Source organism: Streptomyces griseoluteus, from assembly GCF_004784465.1.
Lineage (GTDB): Bacteria > Actinomycetota > Actinomycetes > Streptomycetales > Streptomycetaceae > Streptomyces > Streptomyces griseoluteus.
In genome coordinates this window covers 181,136-199,295 of the sequence record NZ_SRRU01000001.1, presented here as the reverse complement: position 1 = coordinate 199,295, position 18,160 = coordinate 181,136, and the positions used below count along the sequence as shown (strand labels likewise).

At 71.3% G+C, this 18,160-nt stretch carries 19 protein-coding genes; 3 read left to right on the top strand and 16 right to left on the bottom strand.

The genetic code is table 11. From position 1 onward, the window contains the following. Nucleotides 1–10: 10 nt before the first annotated feature. The 8 genes from E5082_RS32240 to E5082_RS01040 form a co-directional block, all read right to left on the bottom strand. The gene (locus tag E5082_RS32240) at nt 11–166 is read right to left on the bottom strand and encodes a hypothetical protein (protein ID WP_167513958.1); all 156 of its coding nucleotides are present in this window, start codon (nt 164–166) and stop codon (nt 11–13) included. A 128-nt stretch (nt 167–294) separates the two neighbouring features. After that, a complete protein-coding gene (gene tsaE / locus E5082_RS01070) occupies nt 295–807 on the bottom strand; it encodes a tRNA (adenosine(37)-N6)-threonylcarbamoyltransferase complex ATPase subunit type 1 TsaE (protein WP_135789407.1) in 513 nt (170 codons plus the stop codon). Next, nucleotides 773–2,014 carry an alpha/beta fold hydrolase gene (locus E5082_RS01065; RefSeq protein ID WP_135789406.1) on the bottom strand — a complete coding sequence of 414 codons (1,242 nt, stop codon included), beginning with the start codon at nt 2,012–2,014 and terminating at the stop codon, nt 773–775. Before E5082_RS01065 ends, tsaE begins: the two co-directional genes overlap by 35 nt. Before the next feature lie 87 nt (nt 2,015–2,101). Beyond that, nucleotides 2,102–3,256, bottom strand: a complete 1,155-nt coding sequence (gene alr, locus E5082_RS01060; RefSeq protein ID WP_135789405.1) for an alanine racemase — start codon at nt 3,254–3,256, stop codon at nt 2,102–2,104. Between the two features lie 65 nt (nt 3,257–3,321). Beyond that, nucleotides 3,322–4,755: an NAD(P)H-hydrate dehydratase gene (locus E5082_RS01055; RefSeq protein ID WP_190045407.1), complete on the bottom strand. Its 1,434-nt coding sequence runs from the start codon at nt 4,753–4,755 to the stop codon at nt 3,322–3,324. Nucleotides 4,756–4,801: 46 nt separating this feature from the next. Continuing rightward, the gene (locus tag E5082_RS01050) at nt 4,802–5,173 is read right to left on the bottom strand and encodes a holo-ACP synthase (RefSeq protein ID WP_086692735.1); all 372 of its coding nucleotides are present in this window, start codon (nt 5,171–5,173) and stop codon (nt 4,802–4,804) included. Nucleotides 5,174–5,196: 23 nt separating this feature from the next. Continuing rightward, nucleotides 5,197–7,044, bottom strand: a complete 1,848-nt coding sequence (gene glmS, locus E5082_RS01045) for a glutamine--fructose-6-phosphate transaminase (isomerizing) (RefSeq protein ID WP_135789404.1) — start codon at nt 7,042–7,044, stop codon at nt 5,197–5,199. A 147-nt stretch (nt 7,045–7,191) separates the two neighbouring features. Continuing rightward, nucleotides 7,192–8,403 (bottom strand): acyltransferase family protein, encoded by a 1,212-nt coding sequence (locus tag E5082_RS01040; RefSeq protein ID WP_135789403.1) that lies wholly within the window; start codon nt 8,401–8,403, stop codon nt 7,192–7,194. A gap of 219 nt (nt 8,404–8,622) precedes the next feature. Between E5082_RS01040 and coaA the strand changes: the two genes are divergently transcribed. Together coaA and E5082_RS01030 are read left to right on the top strand one after the other, a co-directional pair. Further along, nucleotides 8,623–9,591 carry a type I pantothenate kinase gene (gene coaA, locus E5082_RS01035; RefSeq protein WP_167513990.1) on the top strand — a complete coding sequence of 323 codons (969 nt, stop codon included), beginning with the start codon at nt 8,623–8,625 and terminating at the stop codon, nt 9,589–9,591. Between the two features lie 23 nt (nt 9,592–9,614). Then, complete coding sequence (locus E5082_RS01030; protein WP_135789401.1) at nt 9,615–10,571, top strand: DUF389 domain-containing protein; 957 nt, start codon at nt 9,615–9,617, stop codon at nt 10,569–10,571. On the opposite strand, the gene glmM is transcribed toward E5082_RS01030, so the two are convergent. The 3 genes from glmM to rplM form a co-directional block, all read right to left on the bottom strand. Further along, a complete protein-coding gene (gene glmM / locus E5082_RS01025) occupies nt 10,568–11,926 on the bottom strand; it encodes a phosphoglucosamine mutase (RefSeq protein ID WP_135789400.1) in 1,359 nt (452 codons plus the stop codon). The two genes, E5082_RS01030 and glmM, sit on opposite strands and share 4 nt — an antisense overlap. Nucleotides 11,927–12,105: 179 nt before the next feature. Next, nucleotides 12,106–12,627, bottom strand: coding sequence for a 30S ribosomal protein S9 (gene rpsI / locus E5082_RS01020; RefSeq protein ID WP_086692746.1), 522 nt, complete (start codon nt 12,625–12,627; stop codon nt 12,106–12,108). A gap of 42 nt (nt 12,628–12,669) precedes the next feature. Next, complete coding sequence (gene rplM / locus E5082_RS01015; RefSeq protein WP_030811719.1) at nt 12,670–13,113, bottom strand: 50S ribosomal protein L13; 444 nt, start codon at nt 13,111–13,113, stop codon at nt 12,670–12,672. 330 nt (nt 13,114–13,443) lie between these two features. Between rplM and E5082_RS01010 the strand changes: the two genes are divergently transcribed. Continuing rightward, nucleotides 13,444–14,322 (top strand): hypothetical protein, encoded by an 879-nt coding sequence (locus tag E5082_RS01010; protein ID WP_135789399.1) that lies wholly within the window; start codon nt 13,444–13,446, stop codon nt 14,320–14,322. A 40-nt stretch (nt 14,323–14,362) separates the two neighbouring features. Here the strand turns inward: E5082_RS01010 and truA are convergent, their stop codons facing one another. From truA to rpsM, 5 genes are all read right to left on the bottom strand, one after another. Next, nucleotides 14,363–15,217 carry a tRNA pseudouridine(38-40) synthase TruA gene (gene truA / locus E5082_RS01005; RefSeq protein ID WP_135789398.1) on the bottom strand — a complete coding sequence of 285 codons (855 nt, stop codon included), beginning with the start codon at nt 15,215–15,217 and terminating at the stop codon, nt 14,363–14,365. A 90-nt stretch (nt 15,218–15,307) separates the two neighbouring features. Beyond that, nucleotides 15,308–15,817, bottom strand: coding sequence for a 50S ribosomal protein L17 (rplQ, locus tag E5082_RS01000; RefSeq protein ID WP_135789397.1), 510 nt, complete (start codon nt 15,815–15,817; stop codon nt 15,308–15,310). Between the two features lie 168 nt (nt 15,818–15,985). Next, a complete protein-coding gene (locus E5082_RS00995; RefSeq protein ID WP_003966937.1) occupies nt 15,986–17,008 on the bottom strand; it encodes a DNA-directed RNA polymerase subunit alpha in 1,023 nt (340 codons plus the stop codon). Nucleotides 17,009–17,135: 127 nt separating this feature from the next. Next, entirely contained in the window at nt 17,136–17,540 is a 405-nt protein-coding gene (gene rpsK / locus E5082_RS00990) for a 30S ribosomal protein S11 (protein ID WP_003956432.1), read from the bottom strand. 70 nt (nt 17,541–17,610) lie between these two features. Continuing rightward, nucleotides 17,611–17,991 carry a 30S ribosomal protein S13 gene (gene rpsM, locus E5082_RS00985; protein ID WP_030811707.1) on the bottom strand — a complete coding sequence of 127 codons (381 nt, stop codon included), beginning with the start codon at nt 17,989–17,991 and terminating at the stop codon, nt 17,611–17,613. Nucleotides 17,992–18,160 lie beyond the last annotated feature (169 nt).

The window sequence follows — 18,160 nt, the reverse complement described above, 5'->3', positions numbered from 1 at the left end:
AGCGCGCGGCTCAGGCCGCCTTGCGGTGATCCACCCCGCGTCCGACGGGGTCCGGGGCCGGAGGCGGCGTGGAGATCGCCTTGGCCGCCGCGCAGGACGCCAGCAGGTCGCGCATGGGGAGCCGCGGGGCGGGCTCGGGGCGGGCCGGGGGACGCGGAGCGGACATGGGGCGCCTCCTGAGCTGCGGGGGCGGGCGGGGTTAGGTATGCCTAACCACGGGCTGGATACCATGTGACCACGCCCGGTACGTCCCGCGCAACACGTTCCCGACAGCCTGTCGGGATATCGGTGCCCTCAGCCCGCGAGCGAGTCCAGGCCGGCCTTCGCCCAGCGGTCCCCGAGTCCGGTGAGCGTCAGGTGGCGGACCTCGTCGGTGGTGTCGCCGACGGCGCGGTGGATGAGGATCTCCAGCCGGTCGTCGGTCAGTTCCTCGACCTTGCCCTCGCCCCACTCCACGACGATGACCGACTCGGGCAGGGACACGTCGAGGTCCAGGTCCTCCATGTCGTCCAGCCCGCCGGAGAGCCGGTAGGCGTCGACGTGGACCAGGGGCGGCCCGTCGACCAGGGAGGGGTGGACCCGCGCGATGACGAAGGTCGGCGAGGTGACCGCGCCGCGCACCCCGAGCCCCTCGCCGAGCCCCCGGGTCAGCGTCGTCTTGCCCGCGCCCAGCTCGCCGGTGAGCATCACCAGGTCGCCGGCGCGCAGCAGCCCGGCCAGTCTCAGGCCCAGCTCCCGCATCTGCTCGGGGGAGGTGACGGTGAGCCGGGTCTCAGCCGGATTGTGCGGTGCTACTGCCTCTTCCATAACCGCTTACGGTAGCCCCTGCCGGTACGGCTCCCGCGCGGGTCAGCAGGTCCGCCAGGCGGTCGGTGACGACCTCGGGATGCTCCAGCATCACCAGGTGGCCGGCGTCCGGCACGAGCACCAGCTCGGCGTCGGGCAGCAGGTCCGCGATGGCCTCGCTGTGCTCGCTCGGCGTGACCAGGTCCCGCACCCCGGCCAGCACCAGCACCGGCATGTCCTGGAAGCAGGCCAGCGCCCCGGTCTTGTCGTGGTCGGTGAAGGCCGGGTAGAACTCCGCGACCACGTCGATCGGCGTGGACTCGATCATCCGCTCCGCGAACCGCGCGACCGCCGGGTCGATGTCCCGCCCCGCGAACGAGTACCGCTTGATCACCCCGGCGAACAGCTCCGCGGTGGCCCGGCGCCCCTTCTCCACCAGCTCCGCCTGCTGCCCGAGCGCCTTCAGCACGCCCGGCAGCACCCGGCGCACCGCGTTGACCCCGGCCACCGGGAGCCCGAAGTTGACCTCGCCGAGCCGCCCGGAGGAGGTGCCGACGAACGCGGTGGCGACGACCCGGTCCCTGATGTACTCCGGGAACTGCGCGGCCAGCGCCATGACCGTCATCCCGCCCATCGAGTGCCCCACCAGCACGACGGGCCCCTCGGGCACGGCAGCGTCCAGCACCGCCCTGAGGTCCCGGCCGAGCTGGTCGATGGTGACGGGCAGCCCGTCACGGATCTGGGCCACGCCCCGCCCGGACCCCCCGTGGCTGCGCTGGTCCCAGTGGACGGTGCGGACGACGCCGCGCAGGGCGGCGCGCTGGAAGTGCCAGGAGTCCTGGCCGAGGCAGTAGCCGTGGCAGAAGACGACGGTCACCGCGGCGGGCGCCTTGCGGCCGAAGAGCCTGCGGCGGCGCGGGGAGACGTTCGGGCCGGGGTCGGGCTCGACGTCGTCGACCTCGTAGTGCAGCTCGGTGCCGTCGTCGGCGACCGCCTTGCCGGGGGTGCCGCGCAGGGTGCCGTAGGGGCCGGCGGAGTCCAGCGCCAGGGCTGCCTTGCGGCGTATGTCGCGGCCGACCGTCATCCGCTCTATGGCGACCCCGGCCGCCGCGCCCGCGGCGAGGACGCCTATCGCGGCGCCGGCGAGACCGGTCGCCTTGCGCCAGCCGCCGGACGCGGCCGTCGCTGCCACCGCGTCCACCACGGCCTCCGCACTGCTCTCGCTCACGTGCCGTTCCTCCTCGCCGTACTGCCGTCCACCGGGCCCGTGCGCCCCGGAGCTACCGGACAGTAGCGTGCCCGGTACCCGCAGGGGTCATCCGTTCACATGGACGCGGGGCACGCGGGTGCCGATCCGGGTGACGATCTCGTACGCGATCGTGCCGCACACCTGCGCCCAGTCCTCGGCGGTGGGCTCGCCCCCGTCGCCGGGCCCGAACAGCACGGCCCGCGTGCCCGGTCGGGGCTCGTCGCCGCCGAGGTCGACCACGAACTGGTCCATCGCCACCCGCCCCGCGACGGTCCGCAGCTTGCCGTCGATCAGCACCGGGCCACCGTCCGAGGCGTGCCGCGGGATGCCGTCGGCGTAGCCCAGCGGCACCAGGCCGAGGGTGGTCTCGCCGGAGGTGACGTAGTGGTGGCCGTAGCTGACGCCGTGCCCGCCCGGCACCCCCTTGACCAGCGCCAGCGACGCGCTCAGCGTCATCACCGGGCGCAGCCCGAAGTCGGCCGGGGTGCCCAGCTCGGGGCTGGGCGAGATGCCGTACATCGCGATGCCGGTGCGGACGAGGTCGAAGTGGGTCTCCGGAAGGGTCAGCGTGGCCGGGGAGTTGGCGATGTGCCGTACCTCGGGCTCCACGCCCCGCTCCTCGGCGTACGCCACCATCTCCCGGAACCGGGTGAGCTGGGCGGCGATCGAGGGGTGGCCCGGCTCGTCGGCGCAGGCGAAGTGGGACCACAGTCCGGTGACCTTGATCAGCCCGGCGGCCTCGGCCTCCAGGGCGGCGCCGACCAGTTCGGGCCAGTCCTCGGGCTGGCAGCCGTTGCGGCCGAGCCCGGTGTCGGCCTTGAGCTGCACCCGCGCGGGCCGGCCCGCCTCACGGGCGGCGTCGCCGACCTCGCGCAGCGCCCACATGCCGCTGACCGCGACGTCCAGGTCGGCCTCGATCGCCTGCCGCCAGGGCCCGCCGGGCACCCAGAGCCAGCACATGATCCGGCCCGGCAGCCCGGCCGCGCGCAGCGCGAGGGCCTCCTCCGGGGTGGCCGTGCCCAGCCAGGTCGCCCCGGCCTCCAGGGCCGCGCGGGCGCACGGCACGGCACCGTGGCCGTACGCGTCCGACTTGACGACGGCCATCAGGTGCGCGCCCTCGGCGCGGGCGCGCAGCACCCGGACGTTGGCGCGCAGGGCACCCAGATCGATCTCGGCGCGGGCGCGCAGGGGCGCGGTCGGCACAGCGGAAGTCTCGTTCATGGCGCCCCCAGTCTCTCAGAGGGCGTCGGCGGCCCCCGGCCGCACTCCTCGGCGATCCGCCGCGCTCAGTCCCGTACGACGTCCCGCCAGGCGTCGGGGAGGTGCTCGGTGATGTCCAGCGCGGCGATGGGGGCGCCGCGCGAGGCCAGGCGCCCGGCGAGGCCGTGGAGGTAGGCGGCGACGCTCGCCGCGTCCAGCGCGGACAGGCGGGAGGCGAGCAGCGATCCGGCGAGCCCTGACAGCACGTCACCGCTGCCCGCGGTGGCCAGCCAGCCGGTGCCGGTGGAGTTGACCCGTACCGGGCTGCCGCCGGGGTCGGCGACCAGCGTGGTGGAGCCCTTCAGCAGCACCGTCGCCCGGTAGGCGGCGGCCAGTTCGCGCACCGAGGTCAGCCGGGCCGCCTCGACCTCCTCGCGCCGCACGCCCAGCAGGGCGGCGGCCTCCCCGGCGTGAGGGGTCATCAGGGTCGGCGCGGTGCGCCCGCGTACGAGGTCGCGGTCGGCCAGCCGCAGCCCGTCGGCGTCCAGCAGCACGGGTACGTCGGAACCGAGCACCTCGGCCACGGTCGCCGCGTCGTCCCCTGCGCCCGGCCCCACCACCCACGCCTGCACCCGGCCCGCGTGGTCGGGGCCCTGGTCGGAGACGAGGGTCTCGGGGAAGCGGGCGATGACCGCGTCCCCGGCGGGGCCGACGTACCGCACGGCGCCCGCGCCGCCGCGCAGCGCGCCGGAGACGGCGAGCACGGCGGCGCCGGGGTAGCGCGCGGAGCCGGCGGCGATGCCGAGCACCCCGCGCCGGTACTTGTCGCTCTCCGCGCCGGGCCGGGGCAGCAGCCGGGCCACGTCCTCGTGCTGGAGGGCCTGGAGCACCGGGTCCGGGGGGAGTTCGAGACCGATCTCGATGAGCCGTACCGTTCCGGCGTGCTCCCGGCCGGGGTCGATCAGCAGGCCGGGCTTGTAGGCGCCGAAGGTGACGGTGAGGTCGGCGCGTACGGCGGAGCCGGACACCTCGCCGGTGTCCGCGTCGACCCCGCTGGGCAGGTCCACGGCGACGATCGCGGCCCGCGCCCGCTCGGCGGCCGAGGCGAGCCGGGCGGCGTCGGGCCTGAGGCCCCCCTTGCCGCCGATGCCGACGACACCGTCCACCACGAGGTCGGCCCGCTCGATCACGCCGAGCGCCCGCTCGGGACCGATGACGGCGCCGCCCGCCTGGCGCAGCGCGGCGAGGCCGCCCTCGTGAGCGCGGTCGGGCGAGAAGAGGACGGCGGTGACCCCGGCGCCGCGCCGCCGCAGCCGGGCCCCGGCGTACAGCGCGTCGCCGCCGTTGTCGCCGCTGCCGACGAGCAGCACCACCCGGCTGCCGTACACCCGCCCGAGGAACTCGGCGCAGGCGGCGGCCAGTCCGGCGGCCGCCCGCTGCATCAGGGTGCCCTCGGGCAGCCGGGCCATCAGGGCGCGCTCGGCGGCCCGTACCGTCTCCACGCTGTACGCAGTACGCATGGGTCCGAGTCTGCCCCCGAATCGCGGACCCTCGCACCCGGATGGTTCACCCCTCGGCGATCACCACGGCGGAGGCCACGCCCGCGTCGTGGCTGAGCGAGACGTGCCAGGACCGCACCCCCAGCTCGGCCGCGCGGGCCGCGACGGTGCCCTTGACCCGCAGCCGGGGCTGCCCGCTGGCCTCGACGTACACCTCGGCGTCGGTCCACAGCAGCCCGGCGGGGGCGCCCAGCGCCTTGGCGAGGGCCTCCTTGGCCGCGAAGCGGGCGGCGAGCGAGGCGATCCCGCGCCGCTCCCCGCCCGGCAGCGTCAGCTCCCCCGCGACGAACAGCCGGGCGGCCAGGTTGGGCGTGCGCTCCAGCGCCGCCCGGAACCGGTCGATCTCGGCCACGTCGATCCCGACCCCGATGATGCTCATGCCGGGAGCCTACGGCCGCTCCCCTACTCGACCGTCACCGACTTCGCCAGGTTCCTCGGCTGGTCCACCTCGTTGCCGCGCGCGGTGGCCAGTTCGCAGGCGAACACCTGCAACGGCACCGCGGAGACCAGCGGCTGGAGCAGGGTGGGCGTGGCCGGGATGCGGATGAGGTGGTCGGCGTACGGGACGACCGTCTCGTCGCCCTCCTCGGCGATGACGATGGTGCGGGCGCCGCGGGCGCGGATCTCCTGGATGTTGGAGACGATCTTGTCGTGCAGCACGGAACGGCCGCGCGGGGAGGGCACGATGACGACGACCGGGAGGTCCTGCTCGATCAGCGCGATCGGGCCGTGCTTCAGCTCGCCCGCCGCGAAGCCCTCGGCGTGCATGTAGGCGAGTTCCTTGAGCTTGAGGGCGCCCTCCAGGGCGACGGGGTAGCCCACATGGCGGCCGAGGAAGAGCACCGTGTTCTTCTCCGCCAGCGAGCGCGCGAGTTCCCGTACCGGCTCCATGGTCTCCAGGACCCGGTCGACCGCGCCGGAGATCCGGGAGAGGTCGCGGATGACGTCCCGGATCTCGTCGCCCCACTTGGTGCCGCGCACCTGGCCCAGGTAGAGGGCGACGAGGTAGCAGGCGACCAGCTGGGTCAGGAACGCCTTGGTGGAGGCGACGGCGACCTCGGGGCCGGCGTGCGTGTAGAGGACGGCGTCGGACTCGCGCGGGATGGTCGAGCCGTTGGTGTTGCAGATGGCCAGCACCTTGGAGCCCTGCTCGCGGGCGTGCCTGAGCGCCATCAGGGTGTCCATGGTCTCGCCGGACTGGGAGATGGCGATGACCAGCGAACGCCCGTCCAGGATCGGGTCCCGGTAGCGGAACTCGCTGGCCAGCTCCACCTCGCAGGGGATGCGGGTCCAGTGCTCGATGGCGTACTTGGCGATCAGCCCGGCGTGGAAGGCGGTGCCGCAGGCGACGATGACGACCTTGTCGACCTCGCGCAGTTCGGCCGCGCCGATCCGGACCTCATCCAGGGTGAGCGAGCCGGAGGGGTCGATGCGGCCGAGGAGGGTGTCGGCCACGGCCTTGGGCTGCTCGGCGATCTCCTTGAGCATGAAGTAGTCGTAGCCGCCCTTCTCGGCGGCCGAGGCGTCCCAGTCGACGTGGTAGGCGCGGACCTCGGCCGGGCTGCCGTCGAAGCCGGTCACCGTGACGCCGTCGCGGCGCAGCTCGACCACCTGGTCCTGGCCCAGCTCGATGGCCTCGCGGGTGTGGGCGATGAACGCGGCCACATCGGAGGCGAGGAACGTCTCGCCCTCGCCGACGCCCACCACCAGCGGGGAGTTGCGGCGGGCGCCCACGACCACGTCCGGCTCGTCGGCGTGCACCGCGACCAGGGTGAACGCGCCCTCCAGGCGGCGGCACACCAGCCGCATCGCCTCCGCGAGGTCGGCGCTCGCGGAGAACTCCTCCGCCAGCAGGTGCGCGACCACCTCGGTGTCCGTCTCGGAGGCCAAGGCGTGGCCGCGCTCGGTGAGTTCCGCGCGCAGTACGGCGAAGTTCTCGATGATGCCGTTGTGCACGACCGCGACCCGGCCCGCGTTGTCCAGGTGCGGGTGGGCGTTGGCGTCCGTCGGGCCGCCGTGGGTGGCCCAGCGGGTGTGCCCGATGCCGGTGGTGCCGGCCGGGAGCGGGTGTTCGCCCAGCTCCTTCTCCAGGTTGACCAGCTTCCCGGCCCGCTTCGCCGTGGCCAGGCCGCCGTCCGCGAGCACCGCGACACCGGCCGAGTCGTAGCCCCGGTACTCCAGCCGCCTCAGCCCGGCCATCACGACATCGAGCGCCGACTGCGCTCCTACGTATCCCACGATTCCGCACATGTGCCGCAGCCTACGGTCCGTCAGCGATCCAAAACCGCTTCCGCGTGCCCGGATTCGGAAATTTTCACTCGGGTACGAAGGCCTGAAGGGACGAAAAGGGGGGGCACCGCGTGAACGTCTTCCACGCGATGCCCCCCCCTTCCGGGCTCAGCCGCGGCGTACCGCAGGGGCCTCCAGGCCGAAGGAGGCGCTGTTGAGCCAGCGGCGCATGTACTTCGCGATCGGGCGCTCCACGAGCCGGTGCACCACGTAGGCGAGCAGGACCAGCGCGGCCACCGTGGACACCACCAGCAGACGGGGGTCCATCCGGTCACCGAAGTGGTGGGCGACGGTCAGGCCGATCACGTCGTGCAGCAGGTACAGCGGGAAGGTCATCGTTCCCGCCACGCTCAGCCACCGCCACTGGATGCGGCTGGTCCAGCCGAGCGCGATGGCGGCGATCAGCGCGAAGAAGCCGGTGATCGTCAGCACCAGCCAGCCGCGCCACGGGTGCCAGGTGTCCCAGTCGAGCCGTCCGCCGTGCGGGGTGAGGATGAAGTGCATCGCCAGCAGCCACGACATCAGCACGATCCCCCACAGCAGCGGGGTCGCCCGGAACCGGTACATCAGGTAGAACGCCATGCCCGCGATGAAGAACGGCGCGGAGACCGGGTTGACCAGCACCGTCAGCAGCGGCAGATCCGCGGCCGGGGCCAGCACCGCGGCGACCGTCCAGATACCGGCGAACACGGCGACGCGGGTGTAGGTCAGGCCCTTCCACACCACCACCGAGAACGTCAGGTAGAAGCACAGCTCCGGCCAGAGCGTCCAGTACACCGAGTCCAGGTTGTCCACGCCGAGCGGCTTCTGGAGCATCGTGAGGTTGGCGAAGACGACCCGCGGGTTCGGGTGCCCCATCGGGGTGTCGAAGAGGTAGATGACGGCCGCCGACACCAGCACGCCTATCCAGTACATCGGGTACAGCCGGGTCACGCGGGAGATGAAGAAGTCCCGCGGCGACCGGCCCCAGGCACTCATGCAGATCACGAAGCCGCTGATCAGGAAGAACAGGTCGACCCCGAGCCGGCCGAAGGCGAGATAGCGGTGCGAGTCCGGGAAGATCGCCTGGTACGGGCGCCCCCAGATGTGCTCCATCGTGTCCGGCGTCTGCCCGGTGAAGTGGAAGACCACCACCGCGACGGCGGCCAGGAACCGCAGCCCGTCCAGCGCCGCCAGCCGCTGCCCCTTGCCCCGCATGCTCGGGGCGGCCTCCTTGGGCTCCGAGGGCGCCTGTGTCACCCGGACATGTGCGGTGGCCAACTCCCCGGCGGGCACCTCCTCGGCCTTGACCGCCACCACCGCGTCTTCCCTCAGGGTCATCCATCCACCATTTCAGCGCCAGTCTCTGGGTCCGCATCGTACGAACTCACGTTCACACGACGACTGAGCAGTAAGAACGGTTGTCCCCACGTCTCCGGACAACTTTCGACCCTGCCACACACGACGCTCACACATTCCCTCGCCCTGACGTGACCGACCCCACCTCCACGCCCGTTCAAACAGCGTTAACAATGGAATGTGATCTCACCGGTCTCCGCGATGCCCCGGAGCGCCCACCGGCACAGGCCGGAGGCGACTCCCTACGTCGATCTCACCCGCGCCGAATGGAGCGCGCTGCGCGACAAGACGCCGCAGCCGCTCACCGCCGAGGAGGTGGAGAAGCTGCGCGGCCTCGGAGACGTCATCGACCTCGACGAGGTCCGGGACATCTACCTCCCGCTCTCCCGGCTGCTCAACCTCTACGTCGGCGCCACCGACGGCCTCAGAGGCGCCCTGAACACCTTCCTGGGCGAGAAGGGCTCCCAGTCCGGCACTCCCTTCGTCATAGGCGTGGCCGGCTCGGTGGCCGTCGGCAAGTCCACCGTGGCCCGCCTGCTCCAGGCCCTGCTCTCCCGCTGGCCCGAGCACCCGCGCGTGGAGCTGGTCACGACGGACGGTTTCCTGCTGCCGACCAAGGAGCTGCAGGCCCGCGGGCTGATGTCCAGAAAGGGCTTCCCCGAGTCCTACGACCGCCGCGCCCTGACCCGCTTCGTCGCCGACATCAAGGCCGGCAAGGACGAGGTCACCGCACCGGTCTACTCCCACCTCATCTACGACATCGTCCCAGGCGAGCGCCTCACCGTGCGCCGCCCGGACATCCTCATCGTCGAGGGCCTCAACGTCCTCCAGCCCGCCCTGCCCGGCAGCGACGGCCGCACCCGTGTCGGTCTCGCCGACTACTTCGACTTCAGCGTGTACGTGGACGCGAGCGGCGAGGACATCGAGCGCTGGTACCTGGAGCGGTTCAAGAAGCTGCGGCAGACCGCGTTCCAGAACCCGTCCTCGTACTTCCGCAAGTACACCCAGGTCTCCGAGGAGGAGGCGGTGGACTACGCGCGCACGCTGTGGCGGACCATCAACAAGCCCAACCTGACCGAGAACATCGCCCCCACCCGCGGCCGGGCCACCCTCCAGCTCCGCAAGGGCCCCGACCACACCGTGCAGCGGCTGCGCCTGCGCAAGCTGTAGCGGGGACGGGGTTGGATGGGCGCATGCTGCATCTGCGTCTGATCGTCCCGTCCGACCGCACGGACGAGGTGGTGCGCCTGATCGAGTCCACGGTCGGCGCCACCCACCTCGTCGTCCTGCCCGGCGCCGCCCGCGACCCGGCCGGGGACGTGGTGATGTGCGACGTGGCACGGGAGGCGGGCGACGGCCTGCTCTCCCGGCTCCAGCAGCTCGGCATCGACCACTCGGGCTCCATCGCCGCGGACGACATCGCCCTGTCGCTGTCCCGGCGCGCCGAGCAGGCCGAGAAGGACGCGCCCGGCGAGGCCGCGGACGCCGTGCTGTGGCAGCACCTGGTCGAGGAGACCCACGAGGAGTCCACCCTCTCGGTGACCTACGTCGCCTTCCTCACCATCGCCACGATGATCGCGGCCTGCGGTGTGGTGCTGGACAACGCGGTGCTGATCGTGGGCGCGATGGCGGTGGGCCCGGAGTTCGGGCCGCTGGCGGGGATCAGTACCGCGCTGGTGCGCAGGAAGCCCCGGCTGGCGTTCCGCTCGCTGGTGGCGCTGGTCGTCGGCTTCGCCGTGGCCATGGCCCTCACCGTCGGCTTCAGCGTGCTGATGGACGCCGCCGGACAGTTCAGCGAGGCCAAGCTGGAGGGCGACCGGCCGAACACCGGGTTCGTGTACGCGCCGGACCCCTTCTCGTTCATCGTCGCGCTGCTCGCGGGCGCGGCGGGGACGCTCTCGCTGACCTCGGCCAAGTCCGGCGCCCTGGTCGGCGTGGCCATCTCGGTCACCACCGTCCCGGCCGCCGCGAACGCCGCCGTGGCCCTCGCCTACGGCGACACCACGCAGACCGTCGGCTCCAGCGAGCAACTGCTGCTGAACCTGTTCGGCATCGTGGTGGCGGGCGTGCTGACCCTCCTGGCCCAGAAGGCGTTCTGGGCCAGGATGGGCAGGAAGGGCCCGAAGCCGGGGAAGCCCGAAGCGGCTTAGCCCAGCGCCGACTTGACCGCGTCCGCCAGCCGTCCGGCGATCGTGCGGGCCTGGTCGATGTCCGCGGCCTCCACCATCACCCGCACCAGCGGCTCCGTGCCCGAGGGGCGCAGCAACACCCGCCCGGTCTGGCCGAGTTCACGCTCGGCCTCACCCACGGCGGCCGCGAGGTCGGCCGAGGTCCCCACCCGGGAGCGGTCCACGTCCGGGACGTTGACCAGCACCTGCGGCAGCCGGTCCATCACCGACGCCAGCTCACGCAGCGTCCGGCCGGTCTCGGCGACCCGTGCCGCCAGCAGCAGGCCGGTCAGCGTGCCGTCACCGGTGGTGGCGTGGTCCAGGATGATGACGTGCCCGGACTGCTCGCCGCCGAGGGCGTAGCCGTGCTCCTTCATCTCCTCCAGCACGTACCGGTCGCCCACGGCCGTCTGCACCAGGCGGATGCCGGCCCGCTCCATGGCGAGCTTGAAGCCCAGGTTGGACATGACGGTGGCCACGACGGTGTCGGCGGACAGCTCGGAACGCTCCCGCATCGCCAGCGCCAGCACGGCGAGGATCTGGTCGCCGTCGACCTCCTCGCCGGTGTGGTCCACGGCCAGACAGCGGTCGGCGTCACCGTCGTGCGCGATGCCGAGGTCCGCGCCGTGCTCCAGCACGGCGGCCTTCAGCAGGTCCAGGTGGGTCGAGCCGCAGCCGTCGTTGATGTTGAGGCCGTTCGGCTCGGCACCGATGGTGACGAGGGTCGCACCGGCGCGGGAGAACGCCTCCGGGGAGACACCGGCGGCCGCGCCGTGCGCCTCGTCCAGGACGATCTTCAGCCCGTCGAGCCGGTTGGGCAGCACCGACAGCAGGTGGGTGACATAGGTCTCGAAGCCCGCCTCGTAGTCGCGGACCCGGCCGACCCCGGCGCCGGTGGGGCGCTGCCAGGGCTCGCCGTGGCGGTGCGACTCGTAGACGGCCTCGATACGGCCCTCCAGCTCGTCCGCGAGCTTGTGGCCGCCGCGGGCGAAGAACTTGATGCCGTTGTCCGGCATCGCGTTGTGGCTGGCGGACAGCATCACACCGAGGTCGGCGCCGAGGGCACCGGTCAGGTGGGCGACGGCGGGCGTGGGCAGCACGCCGACGCGGAGCACGTCCACGCCCGCGCTGGCGAGGCCCGCGACGACGGCGGCCTCCAGGAACTCCCCGGACGCGCGCGGGTCACGCCCCACCACGGCGGTCGGCCGATGGCCCTCGAACGTGCCCGCCTCGGCCAGCACGTGCGCCGCCGCGACGGACAGGCCGAGCGCCATCTCGGCCGTCAGGTCCGCGTTGGCGACGCCACGCACGCCGTCGGTACCGAAGAGTCGTCCCACTTGTCCTCCCGAGAAAGCGTCACTGCTGCCAGGAATCATGGCATGCGCCCGAGCATCCGATCACACAAGACTTTGAGCGTCTTGTGTCGTTATACGCCCTTGGCGGAGATAAACGAACGCCCCGGCGGCACACAGGGCGTGCCGCCGGGGCGTTCGGAGTACGCGCGAAGCGCCGCTGTTTAGCGCTTGCTGTACTGCGGAGCCTTGCGGGCCTTCTTGAGACCGGCCTTCTTGCGCTCGACCGCACGGTCGTCGCGCTTGAGGAACCCGGCCTTCTTCAGGGCGCCGCGGTTGTTGTCGACGTCCGCCTCGTTCAGCGCACGGGCGACACCGAGACGGAGCGCACCGGCCTGACCGGAGACACCGCCACCCGCGATGCGGGCGACAACGTCGTAGCGGCCTTCGAGCTCGAGCACCTTGAAGGGCTCGTTGACTTCCTGCTGGTGCACCTTGTTCGGGAAGTAGTCCTCGAGGGTGCGACCGTTGATCTTCCACTTGCCGGTGCCCGGAACGATCCGGACGCGGGCGATGGCGTTCTTGCGGCGGCCCAGGCCGGCGGCCGGCTGGGGCTCGCCGAAGCGGGACGCGAGGGACTCCGACGTGTACTCGCCCTCGACGGGGAGCTCGGTCTCGGTGGTGTAGCTCTCGATGTCGACGAGCTCAGTCTCTTCGAGCGGCTGCTCGGGGGTGGTCTCGGCCACGATTCTCCTCAGATTCTCTTCAGTCTTAAAGGGTGGCCGGTATTACTGCGCGACCTGGGTGATCTCGAACGGCACCGGCTGCTGGGCAGCGTGCGGGTGCTGGTCACCCTTGTAGACCTTCAGCTTCGAGAGCATCTGACGGCCAAGGGAGTTCTTGGGGAGCATGCCCTTGACGGCCTTCTCGACGGCCTTCTCGGGGTTCTTGTCCAGCAGCTCGTCGTAACGGACGGAGCGCAGACCACCCGGGTAGCCGGAGTGACGGTAAGCCATCTTCTGGGTCCGCTTGTTGCCGGACAGGTGCACCTTGTCGGCGTTGACGACGATGACGAAGTCACCGGTGTCGACATGCGGCGCGTAGATCGGCTTGTGCTTGCCCCGGAGAAGGGTCGCGGCGGTGGTGGCGAGACGACCCAGGACGATGTCCTGAGCGTCGATGACGTACCACTGGCGCGTCACATCGCCGGGCTTGGGGCTGTACGTACGCACGGTTCGTAGCCTTCGCTTCGAGTGAATGGTCCTGAACAGGTCACCGAAACGATCACGACAGCCTCGATCGCACTGCGGTGACGCAACCGCGTGCTGATCGCTGGTCATCGGCCCGGTGGACCGGTGTAAGGGCCCGTCCCGTGAGAATGAGCAAGCCAATACACAACGAGGAGCCAGGTTACCGGGCCGCCCCCGGACGGGTCAAAACGAGCTTGCCGGAAATCCTCCCGGCCGCAATGTTCCCCCGTGCGCCGAAGGTCCCCGTATCGCCTTCGTACCCGCTCCCCTCGGGCGCGCCGGGACCTCGCGGCCCCCTCTAAGATGCGCCCCATGAGTTACGGGCAGGGGGGTCCCCAGTCTCAGTGGGACCCTTGGACACCTCAATCCCAGCAGCCGTGGAAGAGCGGCGACGACGACGGAACCCCGGACTGGGCCGCGCTCGCGGACGCCTCGGAGAACCGTAAGAAGCGTCGCAAGGTGCTGCTCATCGCGGGCGGCGTGCTCGCCACGGGCGCGATCGGCACCGCCGTCGCCATGGCCGTGTCGAACGCGGGCGGGGACAGCCGGGCGGGCGGTCCCTCCAGCCTGCCCGCGACCGCGTCCCTGCCGGGCGGCACGGCGACCACGGCCCCCTCCTTCGCCCCGACCAGCGCGCCCCCGCCGCTGGACCCGAAGGACTTCATAGCCAGCGCCAACAAGGACACCGCCCCGCTGAGCCCGGAGACCCTGTTCCCCGGCACCCAGCTCACCATGGGCGAGACGGTGTACAAGAAGGGCGCCACCAGCGACAGCAAGGACTGCGCGTCCGGCGCCGGCGGCACCCTGGCCCAGGCCCTCGCCGCGGGGAAGTGCACCCGGCTGATGCGGGTCAGCTATGTGAAGGACGGCGTGGCCGTCACCGTGGGCGTCGCCGTCTTCGACAACGACACCGACGCCCAGCGCTTCAAGGACCGCGCCGACAAGAAGAGCATCGTCGCCGCGCTGCCCGGCAAGGGCGTCAAGGCGTTCTGCGACTCCGCGATCTGCCGCTCCACCACCAACACCCTCGGCCGGTACGCCTACTTCACCATCGCCGGGTTCACCAACGGCAAGGACGTGACGACCAAGGACACCAAGGTGTTCGCGGCCGGCAACGACCTGGCCCAGTTCTCCTTCCGCCAGATCCGGCGGCGCGGCGAGGCCCAGGCGTCGGCGGCCGCGAACCAGTAGCGGCCGCCCGCGTTCCCCCGCCGGTACTCCCCCGCCCGCCTCAGCAGCAGCCCGCCGACGGCAGCGAGCGCCGGTTGCGCGCCTCCTTGTTCCGGGCGGCCAGCAGCTCGTCGGCGGGGTAGCCGACCTCCTCCAGCGTCAGCCCGTGCGGCCGCACCACGTGCACCGCGGAGTCCCGCACCCCGGCCGCCAGCACCTTCCCCGGCCACTCGGGCCCCCGGTGCCCGTCACCGGTGAACAGCAGGGCGCCGATCAGCGAGCGCACCATGTTGTGGCAGAAGGCGTCCGCGCGCACGGTGGCCGTGATCACGCCGTCCGCCCCGCGCACCAGGCTCAGCTCCTGCAGGGTGCGGATGGTGGTCGCGCCCTCGCGCTTCTTGCAGTACGCGGCGAAGTCGTGCTCGCCCAGCAGGGCGCGGGCCGCCTCGTTCATCGCGTCCACGTCCAACGGCCAGTCGTGCCACAGGACGTGGTTCCGCAGCAGCGGGTCGACACCGCCGGGGTTGTCGGTGACGCGGTACGCGTAGCGCCGCCAGACGGCCGAGAACCGGGCGTTGAAGCCGGGCGGGGCCTCGGTCAGGGACCAGACCCGTACGTCCTTGGACAGCCGGCCCGCGAGCCGCTTCAGCAGCTTCTCCCGGTGCTCGGCCCACACCGCCTCCGGCAGGTCGACATGGGCGACCTGGCCGCGCGCGTGCACCCCGGCGTCCGTCCGCCCGGCCACCGTCAGCTCGTACGTCTCCTTCGACCGGGTCACCGTGCGCAGGGCGTCCTCGATCTCGCCCTGTACGGTCCGCCGGCCGCCGGCCTGCTTGGCCCACCCGTGGAAGTCGGTGCCGTCGTAGGACAGGTCGAGGCGGATGCGGACATGGCCGGGCTGTGCTTCGTCACTCACGCGGGAATCCTCTCAAGGGCGCCGTGCTGGTGGAAAACGTGAAAGCGGGCCCGCCCCCACAGGGACGGACCCGCTTCTCAGGCGTCAGCCTCAGGCGTCCTTGCCGCCTTCGTCAGCCGTTTCCACGGCGGGCTCGGCGGGAGCCTCGGTGGCCTCGGTCTGCTCGACCTTCGCCTCCTCGGACTCCTTGACCGCACGCTTGGTGGCGGCCTCGGCCTCACCGGTGGCCTGCTGCGCGACCGTCAGCGCCTCGACCAGCTCGATGACAGCCATGGGCGCGTTGTCGCCACGGCGGTTACCGATCTTGGTGATGCGGGTGTAACCACCGGGGCGGTTCTCGTAGCGCGGGCCGATCTCGGCGAAGAGCGTGTGGACGACGCTCTTGTCCGTGATCACCTGGAGCACCTGACGGCGGTTGTGAAGGTCGCCCTTCTTCGCCTTGGTGACCAGACGCTCGGCGTACGGGCGCAGACGGCGCGCCTTCGCCTCGGTGGTGGTGATGCGGCCGTGCTCGAAGAGGCTCTTCGCGAGGTTCGCGAGGAGCAGCTTCTCGTGCGCGGCGCTGCCGCCCAGACGGGCACCCTTGGAGGGCTTCGGCATGATGTTTCTCCTAGTGTTCTGCCCCGGCCGTGTCAGGTACCGAGGTCAGTATCCGAGCAGGCGGTCGCCTGTCGGAGATCCGAGCCTCTTCTCAGATGCCCGGAGTGGTCCGCGCCCCAGAGGGGCGCGGGGAACTGCGCGACCAGCCACGACGGACCGGCAGCCGAATCAGTACTGCTCGGTCTCCACGAAACCGGCGTCAGCGTCGTCATCGGCACCGAACGCGTCGGCAGCGGCGGTCGGGTCGAACCCGGGAGGCGAGTCCTTGAGCGCCAGGCCCATGCCCGCGAGCTTGGCCTTGACCTCGTCGATGGACTTCGCACCGAAGTTACGGATGTCGAGCAGGTCGGCCTCGGAGCGGGCGACGAGCTCACCCACGGAGTGGATGCCCTCACGCTTGAGGCAGTTGTACGACCGAACGGTGAGCTCGAGCTCCTCGATCGGCAGCGCGAGGTCGGCCGCCAGCGCGGCGTCCGTCGGGGACGGACCCATGTCGATGCCCTCGGCGTCGATGTTCAGCTCGCGCGCGAGACCGAACAGCTCGACCAGGGTCTTACCGGCGGAGGCCATGGCGTCACGGGGACGCATCGCCTGCTTGGTCTCGACGTCGACGATCAGCTTGTCGAAGTCGGTGCGCTGCTCGACACGCGTGGCCTCGACCTTGTACGTGACCTTGAGAACCGGCGAGTAGATGGAGTCGACCGGGATACGGCCGATCTCCTGGCCCACCTGCTTGTTCTGCACGGCGGAGACGTAGCCGCGACCGCGCTCGACGGTAAGCTCCATCTCCAGCTTGCCCTTGCCGTTGAGCGTGGCGAGGACGAGGTCGGGGTTGTGCACCTCGACACCGGCCGGGGGCGCGATGTCGGCGGCGGTGACCAGACCCGGACCCTGCTTGCGCAGGTACATCACGACCGGCTCGTCGTGCTCCGAGGAGACGACCAGCTGCTTGATGTTGAGGATCAGGTCGGTGACGTCCTCCTTGACACCCGGCACGGTGGTGAACTCGTGCAGGACGCCGTCGATCCGGATGCTGGTGACAGCGGCACCGGGGATCGAGGAGAGGAGGGTACGGCGGAGGGAGTTGCCGAGGGTGTAACCGAAGCCCGGCTCCAGCGGCTCGATCACGAACCGGGAGCGGAACTCGTCGACGACCTCTTCGGTCAACGAGGGACGCTGAGCGATCAGCATGTGTGAATCCTTCAGTCAGGGGCGCCCGCTATTTGACGCCCGACTTGGTACTGCAAGGGTACGGGCGGCACGGCCCCGTGAGGAGCCGTACCGCCCGGAACCGCTTGACGCAGCGGAGCGCTGTGCGTCAGACGCGGCGGCGCTTCGGCGGGCGGCAGCCGTTGTGCGGGGTCGGGGTGACGTCCTGGATGGAGCCGACCTCGAGGCCCGTGGCCTGCAGGGAGCGGATCGCGGTCTCACGACCGGAACCCGGACCCTTGACGAACACGTCGACCTTGCGCATGCCGTGCTCCTGGGCGCGGCGGGCAGCCGACTCGGCGGCCATCTGCGCGGCGAACGGCGTCGACTTCCGGGAACCCTTGAAGCCGACGTGGCCGGCGGAGGCCCAGGAGATCACGTTGCCGGACGGGTCCGTGATCGAGACGATCGTGTTGTTGAACGTGCTCTTGATGTGCGCGTGGCCGTGAGCGACGTTCTTCTTTTCCTTGCGGCGCACCTTCTTGGCAGCGCCCTGACGTCCCTTGGGGGGCATCTACAAACTCCTACGGGGAGGTGGTCGGTCCTACAGCGAAGACCGCTGGTGAAGCGTTGTCCGCTGAGGACTACTTCTTGCCCGGCTTCTTCTTGCCGGCGATGGCGCGACGCGGGCCCTTGCGGGTGCGGGCGTTGGTGCTGGTGCGCTGACCGCGGACGGGCAGGCCGCGACGGTGACGGAGACCCTGGTAGCAACCGATCTCGACCTTGCGGCGGATGTCGGCCTGGATCTCGCGACGGAGGTCACCCTCGGTCTTGATGTTGTTGTCCACGTACTCGCGGATCGCGACGAGCTGCTCTTCGCTCAGGTCGCGGACGCGGGTGTTCGGGTCGACGCCGGTCGCAGCCAGCGTCTCCTGGGAGAGGGTCCGGCCGATGCCGAACACGTAGGTGAGGGCGACCTCCACGCGCTTTTCGCGCGGGATGTCAACACCGGAAACGCGTGCCATTCAATGGCTCCTGGTGATTCTTCGGAGGTCTTCCACAGAACCGGGTCCCGGCCGCCGTACGAGGTACGAACCGGGTCCTCGGCCTCCGACCGAGGGTGTCGAGCTGGTTGGCTCGGGCTCTGCGTATGAACAATTCAGCTTGCGTCGCGCGAAACTCTGCGATGAGTGC